This is a genomic window from Leptolyngbya sp. KIOST-1 (genome assembly GCF_000763385.1).
In the GTDB taxonomy this organism is placed as follows: Bacteria; Cyanobacteriota; Cyanobacteriia; order Phormidesmidales; family Phormidesmidaceae; genus Nodosilinea.
Window position 1 is genome coordinate 1737106 of record NZ_JQFA01000002.1, and the last position, 14926, is coordinate 1752031.

At 58.6% G+C, this 14926-nt stretch carries 17 protein-coding genes and 1 tRNA gene; 8 read left to right on the forward strand and 10 right to left on the reverse strand.

The annotated features are described in order from the left end of the window. Positions 1 to 126 precede the first annotated feature (126 nt). Positions 127 to 708 carry a DNA-3-methyladenine glycosylase I gene (locus tag NF78_RS07590; RefSeq protein ID WP_035985590.1) on the forward strand — a complete coding sequence of 194 codons (582 nt, stop codon included), beginning with the start codon at positions 127 to 129 and terminating at the stop codon, positions 706 to 708. 27 nt (positions 709 to 735) lie between these two features. Here NF78_RS07590 and NF78_RS07595 read toward each other — a convergent pair whose 3' ends face one another. The 3 genes from NF78_RS07595 to psbX all read right to left on the reverse strand — a co-directional run bounded on the left by NF78_RS07595 (position 736) and on the right by psbX (position 2102). After that, complete coding sequence (locus NF78_RS07595) at positions 736 to 1044, reverse strand: hypothetical protein (protein WP_263970564.1); 309 nt, start codon at positions 1042 to 1044, stop codon at positions 736 to 738. A 56-nt stretch (positions 1045 to 1100) separates the two neighbouring features. Further along, positions 1101 to 1835 carry a Ycf66 family protein gene (locus NF78_RS07600; RefSeq protein ID WP_035985593.1) on the reverse strand — a complete coding sequence of 245 codons (735 nt, stop codon included), beginning with the start codon at positions 1833 to 1835 and terminating at the stop codon, positions 1101 to 1103. 147 nt (positions 1836 to 1982) lie between these two features. Then, positions 1983 to 2102: a photosystem II reaction center X protein gene (psbX, locus tag NF78_RS07605; RefSeq protein WP_035985594.1), complete on the reverse strand. Its 120-nt coding sequence runs from the start codon at positions 2100 to 2102 to the stop codon at positions 1983 to 1985. Between the two features lie 222 nt (positions 2103 to 2324). On the opposite strand from psbX, the gene NF78_RS07610 reads away from it, so the two are divergent. Beyond that, positions 2325 to 2609 (forward strand): YggT family protein, encoded by a 285-nt coding sequence (locus NF78_RS07610; RefSeq protein ID WP_035985595.1) that lies wholly within the window; start codon positions 2325 to 2327, stop codon positions 2607 to 2609. Positions 2610 to 2867: 258 nt separating this feature from the next. Here NF78_RS07610 and accC read toward each other — a convergent pair whose 3' ends face one another. Continuing rightward, positions 2868 to 4217, reverse strand: coding sequence for an acetyl-CoA carboxylase biotin carboxylase subunit (accC, locus tag NF78_RS07615; protein ID WP_035985596.1), 1350 nt, complete (start codon positions 4215 to 4217; stop codon positions 2868 to 2870). A 274-nt stretch (positions 4218 to 4491) separates the two neighbouring features. Here accC and NF78_RS07620 point away from each other — a divergent pair. Beyond that, positions 4492 to 4573 (forward strand) — tRNA-Leu (locus NF78_RS07620). Between the two features lie 138 nt (positions 4574 to 4711). Here NF78_RS07620 and NF78_RS07625 read toward each other — a convergent pair. Next, positions 4712 to 5362, reverse strand: coding sequence for a phycobiliprotein lyase (locus NF78_RS07625; protein WP_263970565.1), 651 nt, complete (start codon positions 5360 to 5362; stop codon positions 4712 to 4714). Between the two features lie 183 nt (positions 5363 to 5545). On the opposite strand from NF78_RS07625, the gene NF78_RS07630 reads away from it, so the two are divergent. Next, the gene (locus NF78_RS07630) at positions 5546 to 6082 is read left to right on the forward strand and encodes a phycobiliprotein lyase (RefSeq protein ID WP_035985598.1); all 537 of its coding nucleotides are present in this window, start codon (positions 5546 to 5548) and stop codon (positions 6080 to 6082) included. Positions 6083 to 6238: 156 nt separating this feature from the next. On the opposite strand, the gene NF78_RS07635 is transcribed toward NF78_RS07630, so the two are convergent. Next, positions 6239 to 7246 carry a two-component regulator propeller domain-containing protein gene (locus NF78_RS07635; RefSeq protein ID WP_052049960.1) on the reverse strand — a complete coding sequence of 336 codons (1008 nt, stop codon included), beginning with the start codon at positions 7244 to 7246 and terminating at the stop codon, positions 6239 to 6241. 491 nt (positions 7247 to 7737) lie between these two features. On the opposite strand from NF78_RS07635, the gene NF78_RS07640 reads away from it, so the two are divergent. The 3 genes from NF78_RS07640 (at position 7738) to NF78_RS07650 (ending at position 10217) form a co-directional block, all read left to right on the forward strand. After that, a complete protein-coding gene (locus tag NF78_RS07640) occupies positions 7738 to 9168 on the forward strand; it encodes a form I ribulose bisphosphate carboxylase large subunit (RefSeq protein ID WP_035985599.1) in 1431 nt (476 codons plus the stop codon). 191 nt (positions 9169 to 9359) lie between these two features. Then, positions 9360 to 9788 (forward strand): RuBisCO chaperone RbcX, encoded by a 429-nt coding sequence (rcbX, locus tag NF78_RS07645; RefSeq protein WP_035985601.1) that lies wholly within the window; start codon positions 9360 to 9362, stop codon positions 9786 to 9788. Positions 9789 to 9869: 81 nt separating this feature from the next. After that, positions 9870 to 10217: a ribulose bisphosphate carboxylase small subunit gene (locus NF78_RS07650; protein ID WP_035985602.1), complete on the forward strand. Its 348-nt coding sequence runs from the start codon at positions 9870 to 9872 to the stop codon at positions 10215 to 10217. 90 nt (positions 10218 to 10307) lie between these two features. Here the strand turns inward: NF78_RS07650 and NF78_RS07655 are convergent, their stop codons facing one another. Next, positions 10308 to 10943 carry a TetR/AcrR family transcriptional regulator gene (locus NF78_RS07655; protein WP_225885249.1) on the reverse strand — a complete coding sequence of 212 codons (636 nt, stop codon included), beginning with the start codon at positions 10941 to 10943 and terminating at the stop codon, positions 10308 to 10310. A 300-nt stretch (positions 10944 to 11243) separates the two neighbouring features. Between NF78_RS07655 and psbA the strand changes: the two genes are divergently transcribed. Beyond that, positions 11244 to 12344 (forward strand): photosystem II q(b) protein, encoded by a 1101-nt coding sequence (gene psbA / locus NF78_RS07660; RefSeq protein WP_035985604.1) that lies wholly within the window; start codon positions 11244 to 11246, stop codon positions 12342 to 12344. 85 nt (positions 12345 to 12429) lie between these two features. Here the strand turns inward: psbA and NF78_RS07665 are convergent, their stop codons facing one another. From NF78_RS07665 to NF78_RS07675, 3 genes are all read right to left on the reverse strand, one after another. Then, positions 12430 to 13041, reverse strand: a complete 612-nt coding sequence (locus tag NF78_RS07665; protein WP_035985605.1) for a Uma2 family endonuclease — start codon at positions 13039 to 13041, stop codon at positions 12430 to 12432. 86 nt (positions 13042 to 13127) lie between these two features. Continuing rightward, entirely contained in the window at positions 13128 to 13622 is a 495-nt protein-coding gene (locus NF78_RS07670) for a hypothetical protein (protein WP_052049963.1), read from the reverse strand. 247 nt (positions 13623 to 13869) lie between these two features. Continuing rightward, a complete protein-coding gene (locus NF78_RS07675) occupies positions 13870 to 14694 on the reverse strand; it encodes a photosystem II manganese-stabilizing polypeptide (RefSeq protein ID WP_035985606.1) in 825 nt (274 codons plus the stop codon). Between the last annotated feature and the right edge of the window lie 232 nt (positions 14695 to 14926).

Consider the following 14926-nt stretch of genomic DNA (forward strand, 5'->3'; position numbering starts at 1 on the left):
CTGGCGGACCGGGTAGGGATTGTTTAAGGAAGCAACCCAGGGATATCCGCGATCGCCCCGGCCATAGGTCAACCATCTGCCGCTCCGGCCAGTACAATTGCATTAACTTGCGCTCAAAAACGGCCTATGCCCCTTCCCTCCGACGATTTGCCCCGCTGCGGCTGGGTCCACGCCGACCCCATCGAAATCGATTACCACGACACCGAGTGGGGTGTACCGCTGCACGACGATCGCAAACACTTTGAGTTCATCCTGCTGGATGGGTTTCAGGCCGGGCTGAGCTGGATTACCATTCTGCGTAAGCGCGAAAACTTCCGCGTCGCCTTCGATGGCTTTGACCCCGAGGCTGTCGCCCGCTACGACGGGGCCAAACACCAGCACCTGCTGCAAAACCCAGGCATAGTCCGCAATCGGCTCAAGGTTGCCGCCGCCACCCGCAACGCCCAGTCGTTTCTCCAGGTACAGGAGCGCTTCGGCAGCTTCGATCGCTACATCTGGCAGTTTGTCGAGGGCGAAACCGTGCAAAACCGCTGGTCAACCCTGGCGGAGGTGCCGGTCCGCACCGCTGCCTCAGACGCCATGAGCAAAGACCTGAAGCAGCGCGGCTTTACCTTTGTCGGCTCCACCATCTGCTATGCCTACATGCAGGCCGCAGGCATGGTCAATGACCACACCCTCGACTGCTTTCGTCATCAGGAATTGGCCTAGCGAGAAGCTGGAGCCTGGCCCTTCTGCTCAGTCGGAGGCCTGACCGTTGCGCCGCCCCAGCTCGTACACGCCGCAGCCCATGGCTGAGATCACGCCCAGGCTCACCGCCCAGCTACCGCCCAGGGACAGGAGCAAGGCGTAGTAGACCAGGCCACCCACCAGCAAAAACGGCACGATGCTGAGCAGCGATGCCGCTGGAGACCCCGTCCCCAGCCAGCCTTCAAAGGTCGTAATCAGGCGATCGGCCCAGGGGGAGCCGCCCAGGTAGAACGCGATCGCCCACAGGGCTGTCCCGGCAATGGTCGCGGTGTCGAAGGTAGTGGGCAAAGGCGACAAAGCAATGACCGCAATAAAGCCAACAGATGAATAAAGAGAAGTAAATGGTTGCGATTCTAGAGCTGATCGCGATCGGGGCGGTATTCCCGCGGCGGTGGGCCGGGGTCAAGGCGGTAGCGATCGTTGTACTCGCTGCGGCTCTTGGGCGGACGACGACGGCGCACGCGATCGTCGCTGGGGCGGGGGGCATTGCCGTAGTAGGGCGGGCCATCGGGGCCGTCCATGGGACCGTTTAGCGGCGGGCGATCGCCCATTGGGGGGCGATCGATGGGGCCGTCGTTGGGGCGCATGGGGCGACCGTCGCCATAGACATCGGCGTTGTAGGGCGGGCGACCGCTCGGCTCACCGCGCCCCTCCAGCATGGGGCGGGGGCGGCTGTAGGGGTCGGCGGGGCCGTAATCGCGGCGGTCGAGTTCAGCCCGCAGGTTGGTGCGGTTGTCTGGCGCGTAGGCCGGGGCACGACCACCCCGACTAGGGGGGCGATAGCCACCGCCGTAGTCGCCCCCATCGGTCATGGGGCCGGAGCGCAGAGTGACCGGAGTTCTGGAGTTGATGTTTTGGATCATCAGCGACACCAGCATGCCCACCATCAGCATTTGCTGAAAGGAGGGGATGATGTCCATGGTCAGGTTGCCCAGCAGGAACACCCCTGACAGCAGAAATAGAATGGCGTAAACCTTATCGGAGTCGCGCTCGTAGCCGGGCTTGAGCCGGTCTAAAAAGAACAGGGCCACAGCGCAGATCACCATAAAGATGCCCAGCAGCAGGGGGACGGGGGTACCAAAATTCACGGCAAATTCCTCTCAAGACGCCTCTGCCAACCGAACACGTTAATTCTAGCCGACTTAACGAAAAAATCGGGAACACCGATAGGGTTCCCGACCGCAAAGCTGACAAGTTGTGCCCCCAGACCTATACCTGGGGGACAACCCCATCCCCTACTGGCGCTGGATTTTGTCGCGCTGGCTAACAAAAAACAGAAAAGCGCTGGCAGGGATCACGATAATCACGGCTCCAGCCACAAGGCTGAGCAAGAAGTTGGCTAAAGACGGTGTCATATGCCCTTGTCCTGAATAGTGATTTAGACAAATTGTTACTGACCATTATTGATCAAGTTATGTCCCCTGCCCATAGCTTCAGAGGCGCGATCGCACTATATTTGCCCCATTTGCCGTGACCCACTCAACTCCAGATCGGGCTGGGAGCAACCTGGGACGGGAATAGGCGGGGTAACGCTTTAGAATTGTACATATTGCAATGGCGTTTTTTGGAGGGCAACCGTGGCCGCAACACAAGTGCTGAACCTGGGCGTAGGTCTGCTGCTGGGGCTGATGACCCTGCTGTTTATTTTTCGCATTGTGCTCACCTGGTATCCCCAGGCGGACCTCGCCAAGCTGCCCTTTGTCCTGGTCGCCTGGCCCACCGAGCCGTTCCTGGCCCCCATGCGCAAGCTGGTTCCCCCCATCGGCGGCGTCGATATTGCCCCGGTGATCTGGGTGGGCATTGTCACGCTGCTGCGCGAGATTCTGGTCGGGCAGCAGGGGCTGCTGCGGATGCTTGGGTAGATTCGCCTCCGAGTCTCACAGGCTCCCTGGAGGGTGGGTTTAGGCCCTAGACCAGTTCTGGCTTAGCACTCCGGCTTTTGGCATGGCCGTAACCCACCACCGCTTTGACAGGGCGAACTCTCATCCGCAACCTGGGCCAGGACAGGCCTGCAAACATTTGCTATTTTCGTGCGCGGTGCGTGACGGCGGGAGTCAGCTCAGCAATTTACTGTCGAGGAATTTGGCTGCCCAACGCACCCTGCCGTTATTCCCGTTTAGCTATTTAATCGCCATCATCTCGACAACAAAATTGGTGTAGACATCGCCGCTGAGGAAGTTGGCGTTTTCCAGAACCTTCTGGTGAAAGCCAATGGTGGTGGGCAGGCCGGTGATGGCGCACTCGCGCAGGGCGCGGCGCATGCGGTTGATCGCCGTGGGGCGATCGGGCCCCCAGACAATCAGCTTGCCCACCAGCGAATCGTAGTAGGGCGGAATTTCGTAGTCGGTGTAGACGTGGGAATCCATCCGCACACCCATGCCGCCGGGGGCCAGGTAGCCGCTGATACGACCGGGGTTGGGGCGAAAGTTGTGGTCAGGGTCTTCGGCGTTGATGCGGCACTCGATCGCATGGCCGCGAATTTGAATATCTGCCTGGGTGAAGGGCAGCTTTTCCCCCTGGGCAATGCGGAGCTGGGCGGCAATCAGGTCGATCCCTGTGATCATTTCGGTGACGGGGTGCTCGACCTGAATGCGGGTGTTCATCTCCATAAAGTAAAAGTTGCCCTGGCTATCGACCAGAAACTCCACGGTGCCCGCCCCCACGTAGTTGATCGATTGGGCGGCGAGGACGGCAGCGGCCCCCATTTTTTCGCGCTGAGCGGGGGTGAGGCGGGGGCTGGGGGCTTCTTCCAATAGCTTCTGGTGCCGCCGCTGGATCGAGCAGTCGCGCTCGCCCAGGTGCACCACGTTGCCGTGGCTGTCGGCCAAGATCTGAAACTCGATGTGGCGGGGGCGATCGATGAATTTTTCCATGTAGACGCCGGGGTTGCCAAAGGCCGCCTGGGCCTCCCCCTGAGCCGCCATGAAGGCTTTGATCAGATCCGCCTCGCTGTTGACCAGGCGCATGCCCCGGCCGCCGCCGCCTGCGGTGGCTTTGATCATCACCGGGTAGCCAATCTCGCTGGCCACCTTGTAGGCCTCGGCCTCGTCAGTCAGCAGGCCACCGCTGCCGGGCACCGTGGGCACCCCCACCTTTTGCATGGTCTCCTTAGCGGTCGACTTGTCGCCCATTTTGCGAATGGAGTCGGGGGACGGGCCGACAAAGACAATCTGGTGGTCGGCGCAGATTTCGGCAAAGCGGGCGTTTTCAGCCAAAAAGCCGTAGCCGGGGTGGATGGCGCTGGCGTTGCGGGTCAGGGCGGCGGCGATGATGTTGGGAATGTTGAGGTAGCTTTTTTGGCTGGGGGCCTCGCCAATACAGACGGCCTCATCGGCTAGCTGTACATGCAGGGCGTGGCGATCGACCGTGGAGTGAACCGCAACGGTGGCTATGCCCATTTCTTCACAGGTCCGGAGAATGCGTAGCGCGATTTCTCCCCGGTTGGCAATCAAAATCTTGGAAAAGCGCATGTACGTAGGGCAAATAGCGAGAGACCATTGAGTTTTGGCGTTAGCAGCCTAGCTAAGCAATCCCAGCCCACTAGTGCAACCGACCACAAACAGCATCATACGATGACGACGGTCGCTGATTCTATCATGGTGTTGGCCCGGAGCCAGCGCGATAAATATTGCTGCCATGTGCTCTTACAATGCGGCCATTATGGTTTACTCTTATATATCTGAGCTGGTGCTCGGGAGCCGCTTTCCTCAGGCTGCCCGGTCGATACCGCTCAGAACATCACCAGCGGATGTGGTGGAATTGGTAGACACGCACGCTTGAGGGGCGTGTGGCTTACGCTGTGCGAGTTCGAGTCTCGCCATCCGCATGAAAATCAGGCCCACCTTTAGCAGGTGGGCCTAATGCTTTGGGCGTTGCTGAATTGAGGCTTCCCGCAGGGGCAAGTGGCCGTTTGCCCCTGCGGGAGGCGCTGATTTTTTGATGTGCACCTTTGTTTAGCCGCCTGCTAGTCCACCTTTTGTTCGACCCCAAACCCAACCAGCACCAGGGTGTCCAGTGCCTCTCCCTCGGCGGGGCGCTGGTAGTTGAGAATGCGGCGAATGCGCATGTTGGGGTTGATCAGCAAAATGGAGTCAACCGAAATGACCTTTGTGTAGGGGGTCGTCATGAGCAGTTCACGGTTGCTCTGGTCGTAGGTGAAGCTGGACACAATCGGGCGGTCCTCTTCGTAGGCGCGATCGCGCAGGTAGTCGCCACTCAGCACCGTCCCTTCCTGCTGCTTGGGCACAAACAGCGCCCGCAGCTCCTGGGAGACTTCTTCACCCCGGTCCGAGACCGTGTGAAAGGCGAGCTGAAAGCCGGGCAACTGGTCAATGTTTTCAACCGGGTCGTAGCCGTTGTCGGCCAGCACCTTGCGCCGCAGCTCGGGGGTGATGGGATCGACCCGAAAGTCGGTGTGCGATCGCTCAATCTCCTGCTGAGCGATGTAGTGGTAGGTGCGCTCAATCGACCACTGCCCCATGCAGCAGTCAAAAAAGTAGGTGATGTCGGCCAAATCCATCGTGTTAGCCCCAGGGAAGCTCGCTTTTAATACGGTACCAGGGTTTGAGAAGGGCCTGACCAGATGTCGCAGCGATCGCCCCCGTTGAGTATTCATGCTTACAGAATCTTGCAGCCAACCGCGTAGGATAGGCGGCAGCCAAACTGAAATGACCCGCGCGGGCGTTGCCGCAGCCCGGCCAGCCGACTATGATGTAGAAACTCAAAATTAAGAAATCTAACAAATTCAAATCTTGAGTTGACTTTGACTACCCCATGCCCATTGCCTGGATGAGTGACTATGCCTTTTTCCGCCGATACCGCCCGCATTTTAGCTGAACCTCTGGTCCAGGCCTTCTTTCGAGACACCGCCGGAGACTGGCGATCGGAGCGTCGCTACTACACGCTCAAGAGCGGCGAAACCCAGGAGGTCGTCAGCCAGATCTCCATTCAGTTTCTGGAGACGGGGGCTCCTCAGCTACTAGACCTGGCCCAGATGCACCAGCTGGACCCCGCCAAGCCGCTGATCTGCGGCACCACTGTCACCTGGGAGAGCGACTACGTGGGTACGGGCAAAAAGCCCGTCAAGGGCAGCACCATCTTTGGGGTACGGGGGCAGATTCTGTACCGCGATCGCGGCTTTGCCACATCCAAGCCCGTCACCGCCCAGTACCACTTCAACGACAACCGCACCCTGGTGCTCAAAACCCAGTACAACGACTCCAGCTTTGAGGAAGAGCTGCGGCTGATTGGCCAGCGCTACCGCACCCGTCAGACCGTCATCTCCCGCGCCGGGGAAGAGATCATGATCGGTCAGTACCTAGAAACTCGGGTCTAACCCGCCCAATCTAGCGTGATCGAGGACTCGGGTTTCTGGGCAGCCGCTGTAGGGTGGGCACTGCCCACCATTTGGGAAATTGTTTTTCAGAAGCACGCCTAACCCTAGACCGCTCACCGCTCACCGTAGACCGCTAGCGATAGAACGCCAACCGCCCTACTGCCGCGCTTCCAGTACCACCGGGCTCACCAGCCCCCAGTGGGGGGTGCCTATTCCGGTGGTCAGGCTGACCCAGCCCAGGCCCTGGCTGGTGCCGGCCCAGATCTTGTTGCCGGTGTTGGGCGAAAGGGCCAGAATTTGCCCCGAGGGCAGCGAAGGCACCTGACCCAGCAGTTCGCCGCTGTCGGCTTTGAGCTTGAACAGGCCGCTGGTGGTACCGGCCCAGACGTTGCCGGTGCGGTCAAACGCGACGGTTTGCACGTTGCGGCCCCGCATGACCGTGACCGATCGCACCAGTTCGGACCGCACCGGGTCTACCACCAGCAGACTGCTGGCGGTTCCCACCCAGAGGTTGCCCTCGGGGCCCAGGGTGAGCGACTGCACTGCGCCGCCCGGCAGATTGCCCACCTCGCGGACAGGAAAGGCGCTGGCGGTGTTGATCTGCACCAGGCCGCTGAGAGTGCCGACCCAGAGGTTGTTATTGCCATCGAGGGCGAGGGCGTTGGCGCTGACGCCGGGGAGCCGCTGTACGGTGGTCATCAGCAGGCCGCGATCGGGGCTGATCATGACCAGGCCGCGATCGGTGCCGGCCCAGAGGAAGCCGCGACTGTCAATTAATAGCGACAGCACCCGGTTGGAGGGCAGCGTGAAATTTTGGGCGGTGATGGCGTTGGTGCGGGGGTCAACCCGCACCAGCCCGTCGAAAGTGCCCACCCAGATCCGCCCTACCCGATCCTGGGCCAGGGCTTCCAGGGTGCGGCTCGGCATTCTGACCCGCTGTAGAATCCGCCCCGTTTCGGGGTTGATGCGGGAAAGCCCTGCCCAGGACCCCACCCACAGGTCGCCGGTAAAGTCTGGTTGAAGAGCGGTAACGCGGTAGTCGCTGGCGATCGGGGCCTGGGCCAGTGCGGCGGGGAGGGGGAGGGGCGTCGGGTGAAGCGTTGACGGAAGCGCGTACGTCCCGGAGGACAGGGTCAACGACGAAAGAACCAGCAGGCTTAACATAATCTTTCCCCACGGTTTACGGTGGCTGCAGCGGCCCCGAATGACTTGCCCTCAAAAGCGTTACGGCGCTTCCGAGCGTCTCAAGCGTTACAGTATATCGACAATTTCAGCGGTTGGAGCCTCCGCCCCAAGTTTGTTGACCAGCATCCTTGGGGCGCTATGGACGGACTGCTTTAGAGAACTTGAGAAACCCTCACCTTGGTTCACCTTGATTTATAACTTTTAGTTATGAATGTATACAGATCTTCCAAAATTAAACTTATCCAATCGCTGATAGTATGCTAAAGCATAAGGTAATGAAGGATACCTAAAGCGCTTGCAAAACAGCTGTTTTGGGAGTTGCACGGGTAGTTCCTATCATCTCAATTTGGCGTGGACTGACCGGGGCTTAGGCTGGGCATGGGCTTCCTTCATTTAAGGGAGCTTATTTGTGTGCGGCTGGGCTACAGGGGTTCGCTTGAGGGATTTCTTAGATTCACAGGAAGGGAGACATGTCTTACTCTCAGACAACGACTCAATCAAAAGCCGGATACAGCGCCGGGGTTAAGGACTACAAACTGACCTACTACACCCCGGACTACACACCTAAAGATACGGACATCCTGGCGGCGTTCCGGATGACCCCCCAGCCCGGCGTACCGCCCGAAGAGTGCGCCGCCGCTGTGGCCGCAGAATCGTCCACCGGTACCTGGACCACGGTGTGGACCGACCTGCTGACCGATATGGATCGCTACAAGGGTCGCTGCTACGACATCGAGCCCGTGCCCGGCGAAGACAACCAGTACATCTGCTACGTGGCCTACCCCCTCGACCTGTTTGAGGAAGGTTCGGTCACCAACCTGCTGACCTCCCTGGTGGGCAACGTGTTTGGTTTCAAAGCCCTGCGCGCCCTACGTCTGGAAGACCTGCGCATTCCCGTGGCCTACCTGAAGACCTTCCAGGGTCCTCCCCACGGCATCCAGGTCGAGCGCGATCGCCTCAACAAGTACGGTCGTCCCCTGCTGGGCTGCACCATTAAGCCCAAGCTGGGTCTGTCGGCTAAGAACTACGGCCGCGCCGTGTACGAGTGCCTGCGCGGTGGTCTCGACTTCACCAAAGATGACGAGAACATCAACTCCCAGCCCTTCCAGCGCTGGCGCGATCGCTTTCTGTTTGTGGCCGACGCTATCCACAAGTCCCAGGCTGAAACCGGCGAGATCAAGGGTCACTACCTGAACGTGACCGCTGCCACCTGCGAAGAAATGCTGAAGCGGGCTGAGTACGCCAAAGAACTCGGCATGCCCATCATCATGCATGACTTCCTAACCGGTGGTTTTACCGCCAACACCACCCTGGCCCACTGGTGCCGCGACAACGGTGTGCTGCTGCACATTCACCGCGCCATGCACGCGGTGATCGACCGCCAGAAGAACCACGGTATCCACTTCCGCGTGCTGGCCAAGTGTCTGCGTATGTCCGGTGGTGACCACATCCACACCGGTACTGTGGTGGGTAAGCTGGAGGGCGATCGCGCCGGTACCCTGGGCTTCGTTGACCTGCTGCGCGAAAACTACATCGAGCAGGACAAGTCCCGCGGTATCTACTTCACCCAGGACTGGGCCTCCATGGGCGGCGTTATGGCCGTGGCCTCCGGTGGTATCCACGTGTGGCACATGCCCGCGCTGGTGGAAATCTTCGGCGACGACTCCGTGCTTCAGTTTGGTGGTGGTACCCTGGGGCACCCCTGGGGTAACGCGCCCGGTGCAACCGCTAACCGCGTGGCCCTCGAAGCCTGCGTCCAGGCCCGTAACGAAGGCCGTGACCTGGCCCGCGAAGGCGGCGACGTCATCCGTGAAGCCTGCAAGTGGTCACCCGAACTGGCTGCCGCCTGCGAACTGTGGAAAGAAATCAAGTTCGAGTTCGACACCGTGGACACCATCTAAATCGGCGGTCAGGTACTCCGGTACCTGCCTGAGAGCGGCTTAGGGCAGGTTGGTTCGCCCAGGGATAGGCGGGTTCTCAAAATCACTTGGGAATGCTGCTTAAGTTACCGAATCTTTACACCATTCGGGCTTAGATTCAGGGCTACCAACCCTCCCTGATGGGGTCTGCGTCAATCGTTCGAGAGACACCGATGGACCTTAAGCAAACGGCTAAAGACACCGCCAAGGTGCTCACTAGCTACCTGACCTTTCAGGCCGTGAAAACGGTGCTGAACCAGCTAAAGGAAACCAACCCCGCCCGCGCCTATTGGCTCAACGCGTTTTCAACCAAAGAAACGCTTCAGGATGGCGAAGCCTACTTGAGCGCTCTGCTAGACGAAAGCGCAGACCTGGCCATTCGAGTAATGACTGTGCGGCAGCACATTGCAGAGGGTATCTGCGAGTTTTTACCCGAAATGGTGGTCACTAGCATCCAGCAAGCCAATATGGAACACCGCCGCCAGCATTTAGAGCGCCTGACTCAGCTTGGCGATGCCGAACACGCCGTAGATTCAAATTTTGTTGAGGACGCCGATGTCCCGCAAAAGTCCACGGCTGACGCTGACCCCTCCCCTGAGTAGGCTATTGCTCAGCTCTGTTTTGCTCACTCATTTAGTCCACGGCATTAGCCGATTGCACCCTAGTTAACCTAACGAGGACCTATGAAAACTCTGCCTAAAGAGCGTCGTTTTGAAACGATGTCCTACCTGCCCCCGCTCTCTGACGCCCAGATTGAACGGCAAATCGCCTACATTCTGAAGCAGGGCTATTTCCCCGCTGTGGAATTCAACGAAGCCTCGAACCCCGAGGAGTACTACTGGACCATGTGGAAGCTGCCCCTGTTCAACGCCTCCTCCACCCAGGAAGTGCTGAGCGAAGTGCAGGCTTGCCGCTCTGAGTACTCCAACTGCTACATCCGCGTGGTGGGCTTTGACAATGTGAAGCAGTGCCAAATCGCCAGCTTCATCGTGCACAAACCCGGCGCTAGCAGCAGCGGCTACCGCTACTAAGGTCTTTCCTGTTAGAGGTTAGACAACGAGACAAAGGGCGGCGAGGAAATCCTCGCCGCCCTTTGTGTTTCGGAGTTCTGCTGAGTTGAGTTAGGCCTTCAGACCAGCTAACACCATAGCGATCGCCGATTCAGTAAATCGCTCAATCGCCGCGGGCGTAAACCACTCAAACTCCGGCTGTACGTTGCGCATATTGGCCTGAGCATTGAAATAAAACGTGCAAATTCCCATCGTGTGGTTGACCGCTAACCAAGGGTCTACCGGACGAAAGATGCCCGCTTGGATGCCCCGCTCTATGACTGCGACCACGCGATTGATAGGGTTAACCCAGCCAGTCAGCTTAAAGTATTGGCCCTGGTGCTGCATCGCTTCATGCAGCAGCACCTGACCGTAGTGCGGGTGGCTGATTTCGTGGGCGATCGCCACCTTGATCACCGTTTTTAGCGCCTCCTCGGGTGGCATGGTTTCCAGCTCCAGGTCGCCAAAGGCATGGGTGAAATCTGCGGCGGGCCGCTGGATCACGGCTTTGTAGAGTTCTTCCTTGCTGCCGAAGTGGTAGTAGATCATGGCCTTGGTGACGCCGGTTTTGGCGGCGATCGCCTCCGTTTTAGCCCCGTTAAAGCCAAACTTGGCAAATTCTTCCTCCGCCGCATCTAGGATCTCAGCCTTGGTGGCTTCAGAATCGCGGGTTTGCCGGGGCGAGGTTCGATCAACTTTCGTGGCCAAGGGTATCGGGGGGTTACACCAATCTACCCATCCAGCATACAGCGCCAAACTGGGGCACAACCACAGCACGCACGCCAAGCCTACCAGAAGATTTTGCCAACTAACAAGTTAGTTAACTGTTGACACGAGTCAGCATGGGCGCTAAGCTAACTAACAAGTTGGTCAGTTAAGTTTTCTGGCCAACTTGCCCCAAATAGCGCAGTTGCAGGCCAGAGACAGGCTCTTCTACTTCGGAAGGTGCCGTGCCCTATAGTGCGCTGGTTCAGGGCAATTTTTGCTGTTTTTTGTGATCTAAATACTATGACGACTACCTTGCAGCGGCGCTCTAGCGCCAGTCTGTGGGAGCAGTTTTGCAACTGGGTCGTCAGCACCGAGAACCGACTTTATGTGGGTTGGTTTGGCGTGTTGATGCTGCCTACCTTGCTGGCTGCAACCACCTGCTTTGTGATTGCCTTTATTGCCGCCCCTCCGGTAGATATCGACGGCATTCGAGAGCCTGTGGCGGGTTCACTGCTCTACGGCAACAACATGATTTCCGGTGCTGTGGTGCCGTCGTCGAATGCGATCGGCCTACACTTTTACCCGATCTGGGAAGCGGCCTCCCTCGACGAGTGGCTGTATAACGGCGGCCCCTACCAGCTGGTGATTTTTCACTTTTTGATTGGGGTGTTTTGCTACATGGGGCGCGAGTGGGAGCTGAGCTACCGTCTGGGCATGCGCCCCTGGATCTGCGTGGCCTATTCTGCCCCCGTGGCCGCCGCCACCGCCGTGTTTTTGATCTATCCCATTGGTCAGGGGTCTTTCTCAGACGGCATGCCCCTGGGTATCTCGGGCACCTTCAACTTCATGCTGGTGTTTCAGGCGGAGCACAATATTTTGATGCATCCGTTTCACATGCTGGGGGTCGCTGGGGTCTTTGGCGGGGCGCTGATTTCGGCCATGCATGGCTCACTGGTGACCTCTACCCTGGTGCGAGAAACCACCGAAAACGAGTCGCAAAACTACGGCTACAAGTTCGGCCAGGAAGAGGAGACTTACAACATCGTGGCCGCCCACGGCTACTTTGGCCGCTTGGTGGGGCGCACCAATGAGATTTTGCTCGGGGTGAATGCCAACAGCCGCAGCCTGCACTTCTTTATGGCGGCCTGGCCAGTGGTGGGCATTTGGTTTGCGGCTCTGGGCATTAGCACTATGGCGTTTAACCTGAATGGATTCAACTTCAACCAGTCGATTCTCGATGCCCAAGGTCGAGTGATTGGCACCTGGGCCGATGTGATCAACCGGGCCAACCTGGGCATGGAGGTGATGCACGAGCGCAATGCCCACAACTTCCCGCTCGACCTGGCGGCAGAGGGTGAGGCAACCCCAGTGGCGCTAGCAGCCCCTGAGCTGGTCAGCTAGAGCGTTTGTCCTTGGCCCTTGGTATTTATGTAGAGCAGCCGCTGCGATCGCTCGCAGCGGCTTTTTTAGCTACGACATCCCATAACTACTGCCCTGCTGCGAAGATCTGGTCAGTTGTTAATCGCAAGTTGGGAAACCCTGGCGAGATGATGGTGTCTCCCCGACGAAAAAGCTGGATTTCATAGACGCCATCGACCCAGTGGCAAATGGTGATGGTCGGCTGCTTGGGATTGCCAATGTAGCGCCGCCCGCCTAAGCCCAGGTAGTCCACAATCCAATATTCACCGATACCCATAGTCTCGTAGTCTTCAAACTTACGGGCATAGTCATCAGGCCAGTTGGTTGAGACAACTTCCACTAAGAGCTTGATCGAACTGGCCAAGGTAATCACCGATTCCCGTTTCCACAGCGGCTCTTGGGTTAGAGCAGCGGTATCCACCAGCAGCACATCGGGCTTGTAGCCGCTCTCATAGCCCAAAGGCTGCACCAGTACCGTATTAGGAATGAAATAGTTGAGGTCTTCTTGCTCTAGGAGAAAATTTAACTTGCGGTTTAAGAGACCTACTACCTGCTCATGTGCCCCGGTTGGCTGCATTTCAACCACCACTCCATCGTGCAGCTCGTAGCGTCCGGTTTCTGGCAGCCAGGCCAGAAACTCCTGCAAACTCATGTGCGGCTGGGATAGCGCCTGAACCATTGATTTTCCCCTGGGCGTTGCTTGAGGAGGCCAGCGATCGCGATCGCTGGCCTGCCCTGACCTGATTCTACAAGCCCACCCTTCACCTAGCGATTGGTGCAAGCGGTCAACAGTTGGTGATCGAGGGATGAGAGCTGGGCGATCGCATGTAGACCGTCCAGTTCAGCTGGGGCGGCTGCTCCGCTGGCGCTGGCCACGGTGGCATCTCCCACCAGGGCGATGGAATAGGGCGTTTCGCTCTGATCGTAGGCATCGGTGATGATCAAATCTAGCCCACCGTTGGCCACGGTGCCGCGTACGCAGTCGAAGGACGAGGAGGGCTGGTACACCGCTCCGCTCAGGTGACCTTCTCTGGCTTCGAACACAAAGTAAACGGCCCCAATGGTATCGGCTACGGGCGACTCGCCGTAGAGGTAGGTGCCGTTGGGTAGGGCGGGAGCGCTACCTGCGGCGCTGCCTGCGATGGCAGACAGCCCAATCACCGCCGCCGCCGCGGTGGCCAGACGGCCAAGGTTAGTCTGAAGGTGATTTCCCCAGGTGAGGGTTGCGGTTGAAGTCGAGAGGGGGGAGGAAGAAGCCATGACGGGGATTTCACGCGACACCCTTAATATCCCTCAAGGGGCAGATGCCCGTGGTGATAGCCCCCTCCAGTCATCGTGATGCTGGTAAGGTGGACCTGTGATCTAGATCAGTGCCCCAAACCGGTGTGGGTTGGCGGTTTGACGCCAAGCCCCAAAAGCAGAACCATAAAAAAGCAGAGCCATAAAAAAGGGAAGGAGCAAGCTCCTTCCCTGGTGAAATGTTTAGGGGTTGAAATCAAATCTGGGGTTAGACTTCCTCAAGGCGAGCGTAGAAAACGCCCTGAACTTTAATGTCTACGGGCTCAGCCGTACCCATATCGGTATCAGAGGGCTGCTCGGCCTCGAAAGTACCGCCAATTTCGCCGGTGGCGCCGTCAATTTTGGAAACCCGCAGGGAAATGTGGCCTTGGCCTACATCGAAGGCCTTGGTATTTTCCTTCACGTACTCTTCGCTGTCGCCGCTAGCGGGCAGAGCCACAGCAGTGTCGTAGCCGGTGGCCAGACCACGGCCCTTCGGATCGAGGAAATTAGACGTGCGGTAGGAGGGTACCTTGTAGTCGCCCTCAAAGTCAGTGGAGGTGGTGAGGGCGTTTTGGCCCGGCTGAGAGGTCGCCTGCAAGCCCTTGACGGTGAACAGGAACGGCTCTTGCTGACCACCGGGCAGCTGCACAGTGATGGCCTGGAAGTCCATACCGCCAGTCTCGGAGAACAGCAGGCTGCCGTCGGAATTGAGGGTTAAATCGCCGCGCACCTGGTCCAGGCTGGAGGTGTAGCGGGTAAGCACCTTGCCGGGTACATAGGTGGCATCTTGGCGCTTAGAAGCTTCTTCTTTGACGAAGTAAGCGGTGGGCTCGATGCACATCCCGACGAGTTGATAGGTTTTGCCGTTTTCCAGGGCAATGCTGCCCCGGGTCATTTCAGAGAGCTGGGGGCACTTGTTGGCCAGGCCCGTGTTGCGGATTTGGTCGTAGGTCAGGGGCACACTACTGGTGGCACTGGGCGCTTCGCTACAGGCTGTCAGTACACTCAGGCAAATGGCCAGGAATGCAACTAAGAGGGCGCGATACCTCATGGTCTACCTCAAAAATTAGTTATGTAAAAGGCGCTGTCAAACTACTCAAATAATGCGACAGCCGTTGGCTCTGGGCTTATGGCGCTGACCAGAATAGCCCTGGCGCGATCGCCCGTGGGGGCTGGTCTAGCTCCTCCGGAGAGGCTGCGCCAATGACCATTGCGAGCGGCGGGAGTAATTTGCTCCTGAAGCCCGGCAACAATGCTGGGCCTGCCCTCAGCCGAGTAAAGCC

What these genes read in the sequence shown, in the direction of transcription:
- NF78_RS07640 (WP_035985599.1), top strand. Translation starts at nt 7,738, where the DNA reads ATGTCTTACTCTCAGACAACGACTCAATCAAAAGCCGGATACAGCGCC.
- NF78_RS07670 (WP_052049963.1), bottom strand. Translation starts at nt 13,622, where the DNA reads ATGGCTTCTTCCTCCCCCCTCTCGACTTCAACCGCAACCCTCACCTGG.
- NF78_RS07665 (WP_035985605.1), bottom strand. Translation starts at nt 13,041, where the DNA reads ATGGTTCAGGCGCTATCCCAGCCGCACATGAGTTTGCAGGAGTTTCTG.
- NF78_RS07635 (WP_052049960.1), bottom strand. Translation starts at nt 7,246, where the DNA reads ATGTTAAGCCTGCTGGTTCTTTCGTCGTTGACCCTGTCCTCCGGGACG.
- psbX (WP_035985594.1), bottom strand. Translation starts at nt 2,102, where the DNA reads ATGACACCGTCTTTAGCCAACTTCTTGCTCAGCCTTGTGGCTGGAGCC.
- rcbX (WP_035985601.1), top strand. Translation starts at nt 9,360, where the DNA reads ATGGACCTTAAGCAAACGGCTAAAGACACCGCCAAGGTGCTCACTAGC.
- NF78_RS07650 (WP_035985602.1), top strand. Translation starts at nt 9,870, where the DNA reads ATGAAAACTCTGCCTAAAGAGCGTCGTTTTGAAACGATGTCCTACCTG.
- NF78_RS07675 (WP_035985606.1), bottom strand. Translation starts at nt 14,694, where the DNA reads ATGAGGTATCGCGCCCTCTTAGTTGCATTCCTGGCCATTTGCCTGAGT.
- accC (WP_035985596.1), bottom strand. Translation starts at nt 4,217, where the DNA reads ATGCGCTTTTCCAAGATTTTGATTGCCAACCGGGGAGAAATCGCGCTA.
- NF78_RS07630 (WP_035985598.1), top strand. Translation starts at nt 5,546, where the DNA reads ATGCCTTTTTCCGCCGATACCGCCCGCATTTTAGCTGAACCTCTGGTC.
- NF78_RS07590 (WP_035985590.1), top strand. Translation starts at nt 127, where the DNA reads ATGCCCCTTCCCTCCGACGATTTGCCCCGCTGCGGCTGGGTCCACGCC.
- NF78_RS07625 (WP_263970565.1), bottom strand. Translation starts at nt 5,362, where the DNA reads ATGAATACTCAACGGGGGCGATCGCTGCGACATCTGGTCAGGCCCTTC.
- psbA (WP_035985604.1), top strand. Translation starts at nt 11,244, where the DNA reads ATGACGACTACCTTGCAGCGGCGCTCTAGCGCCAGTCTGTGGGAGCAG.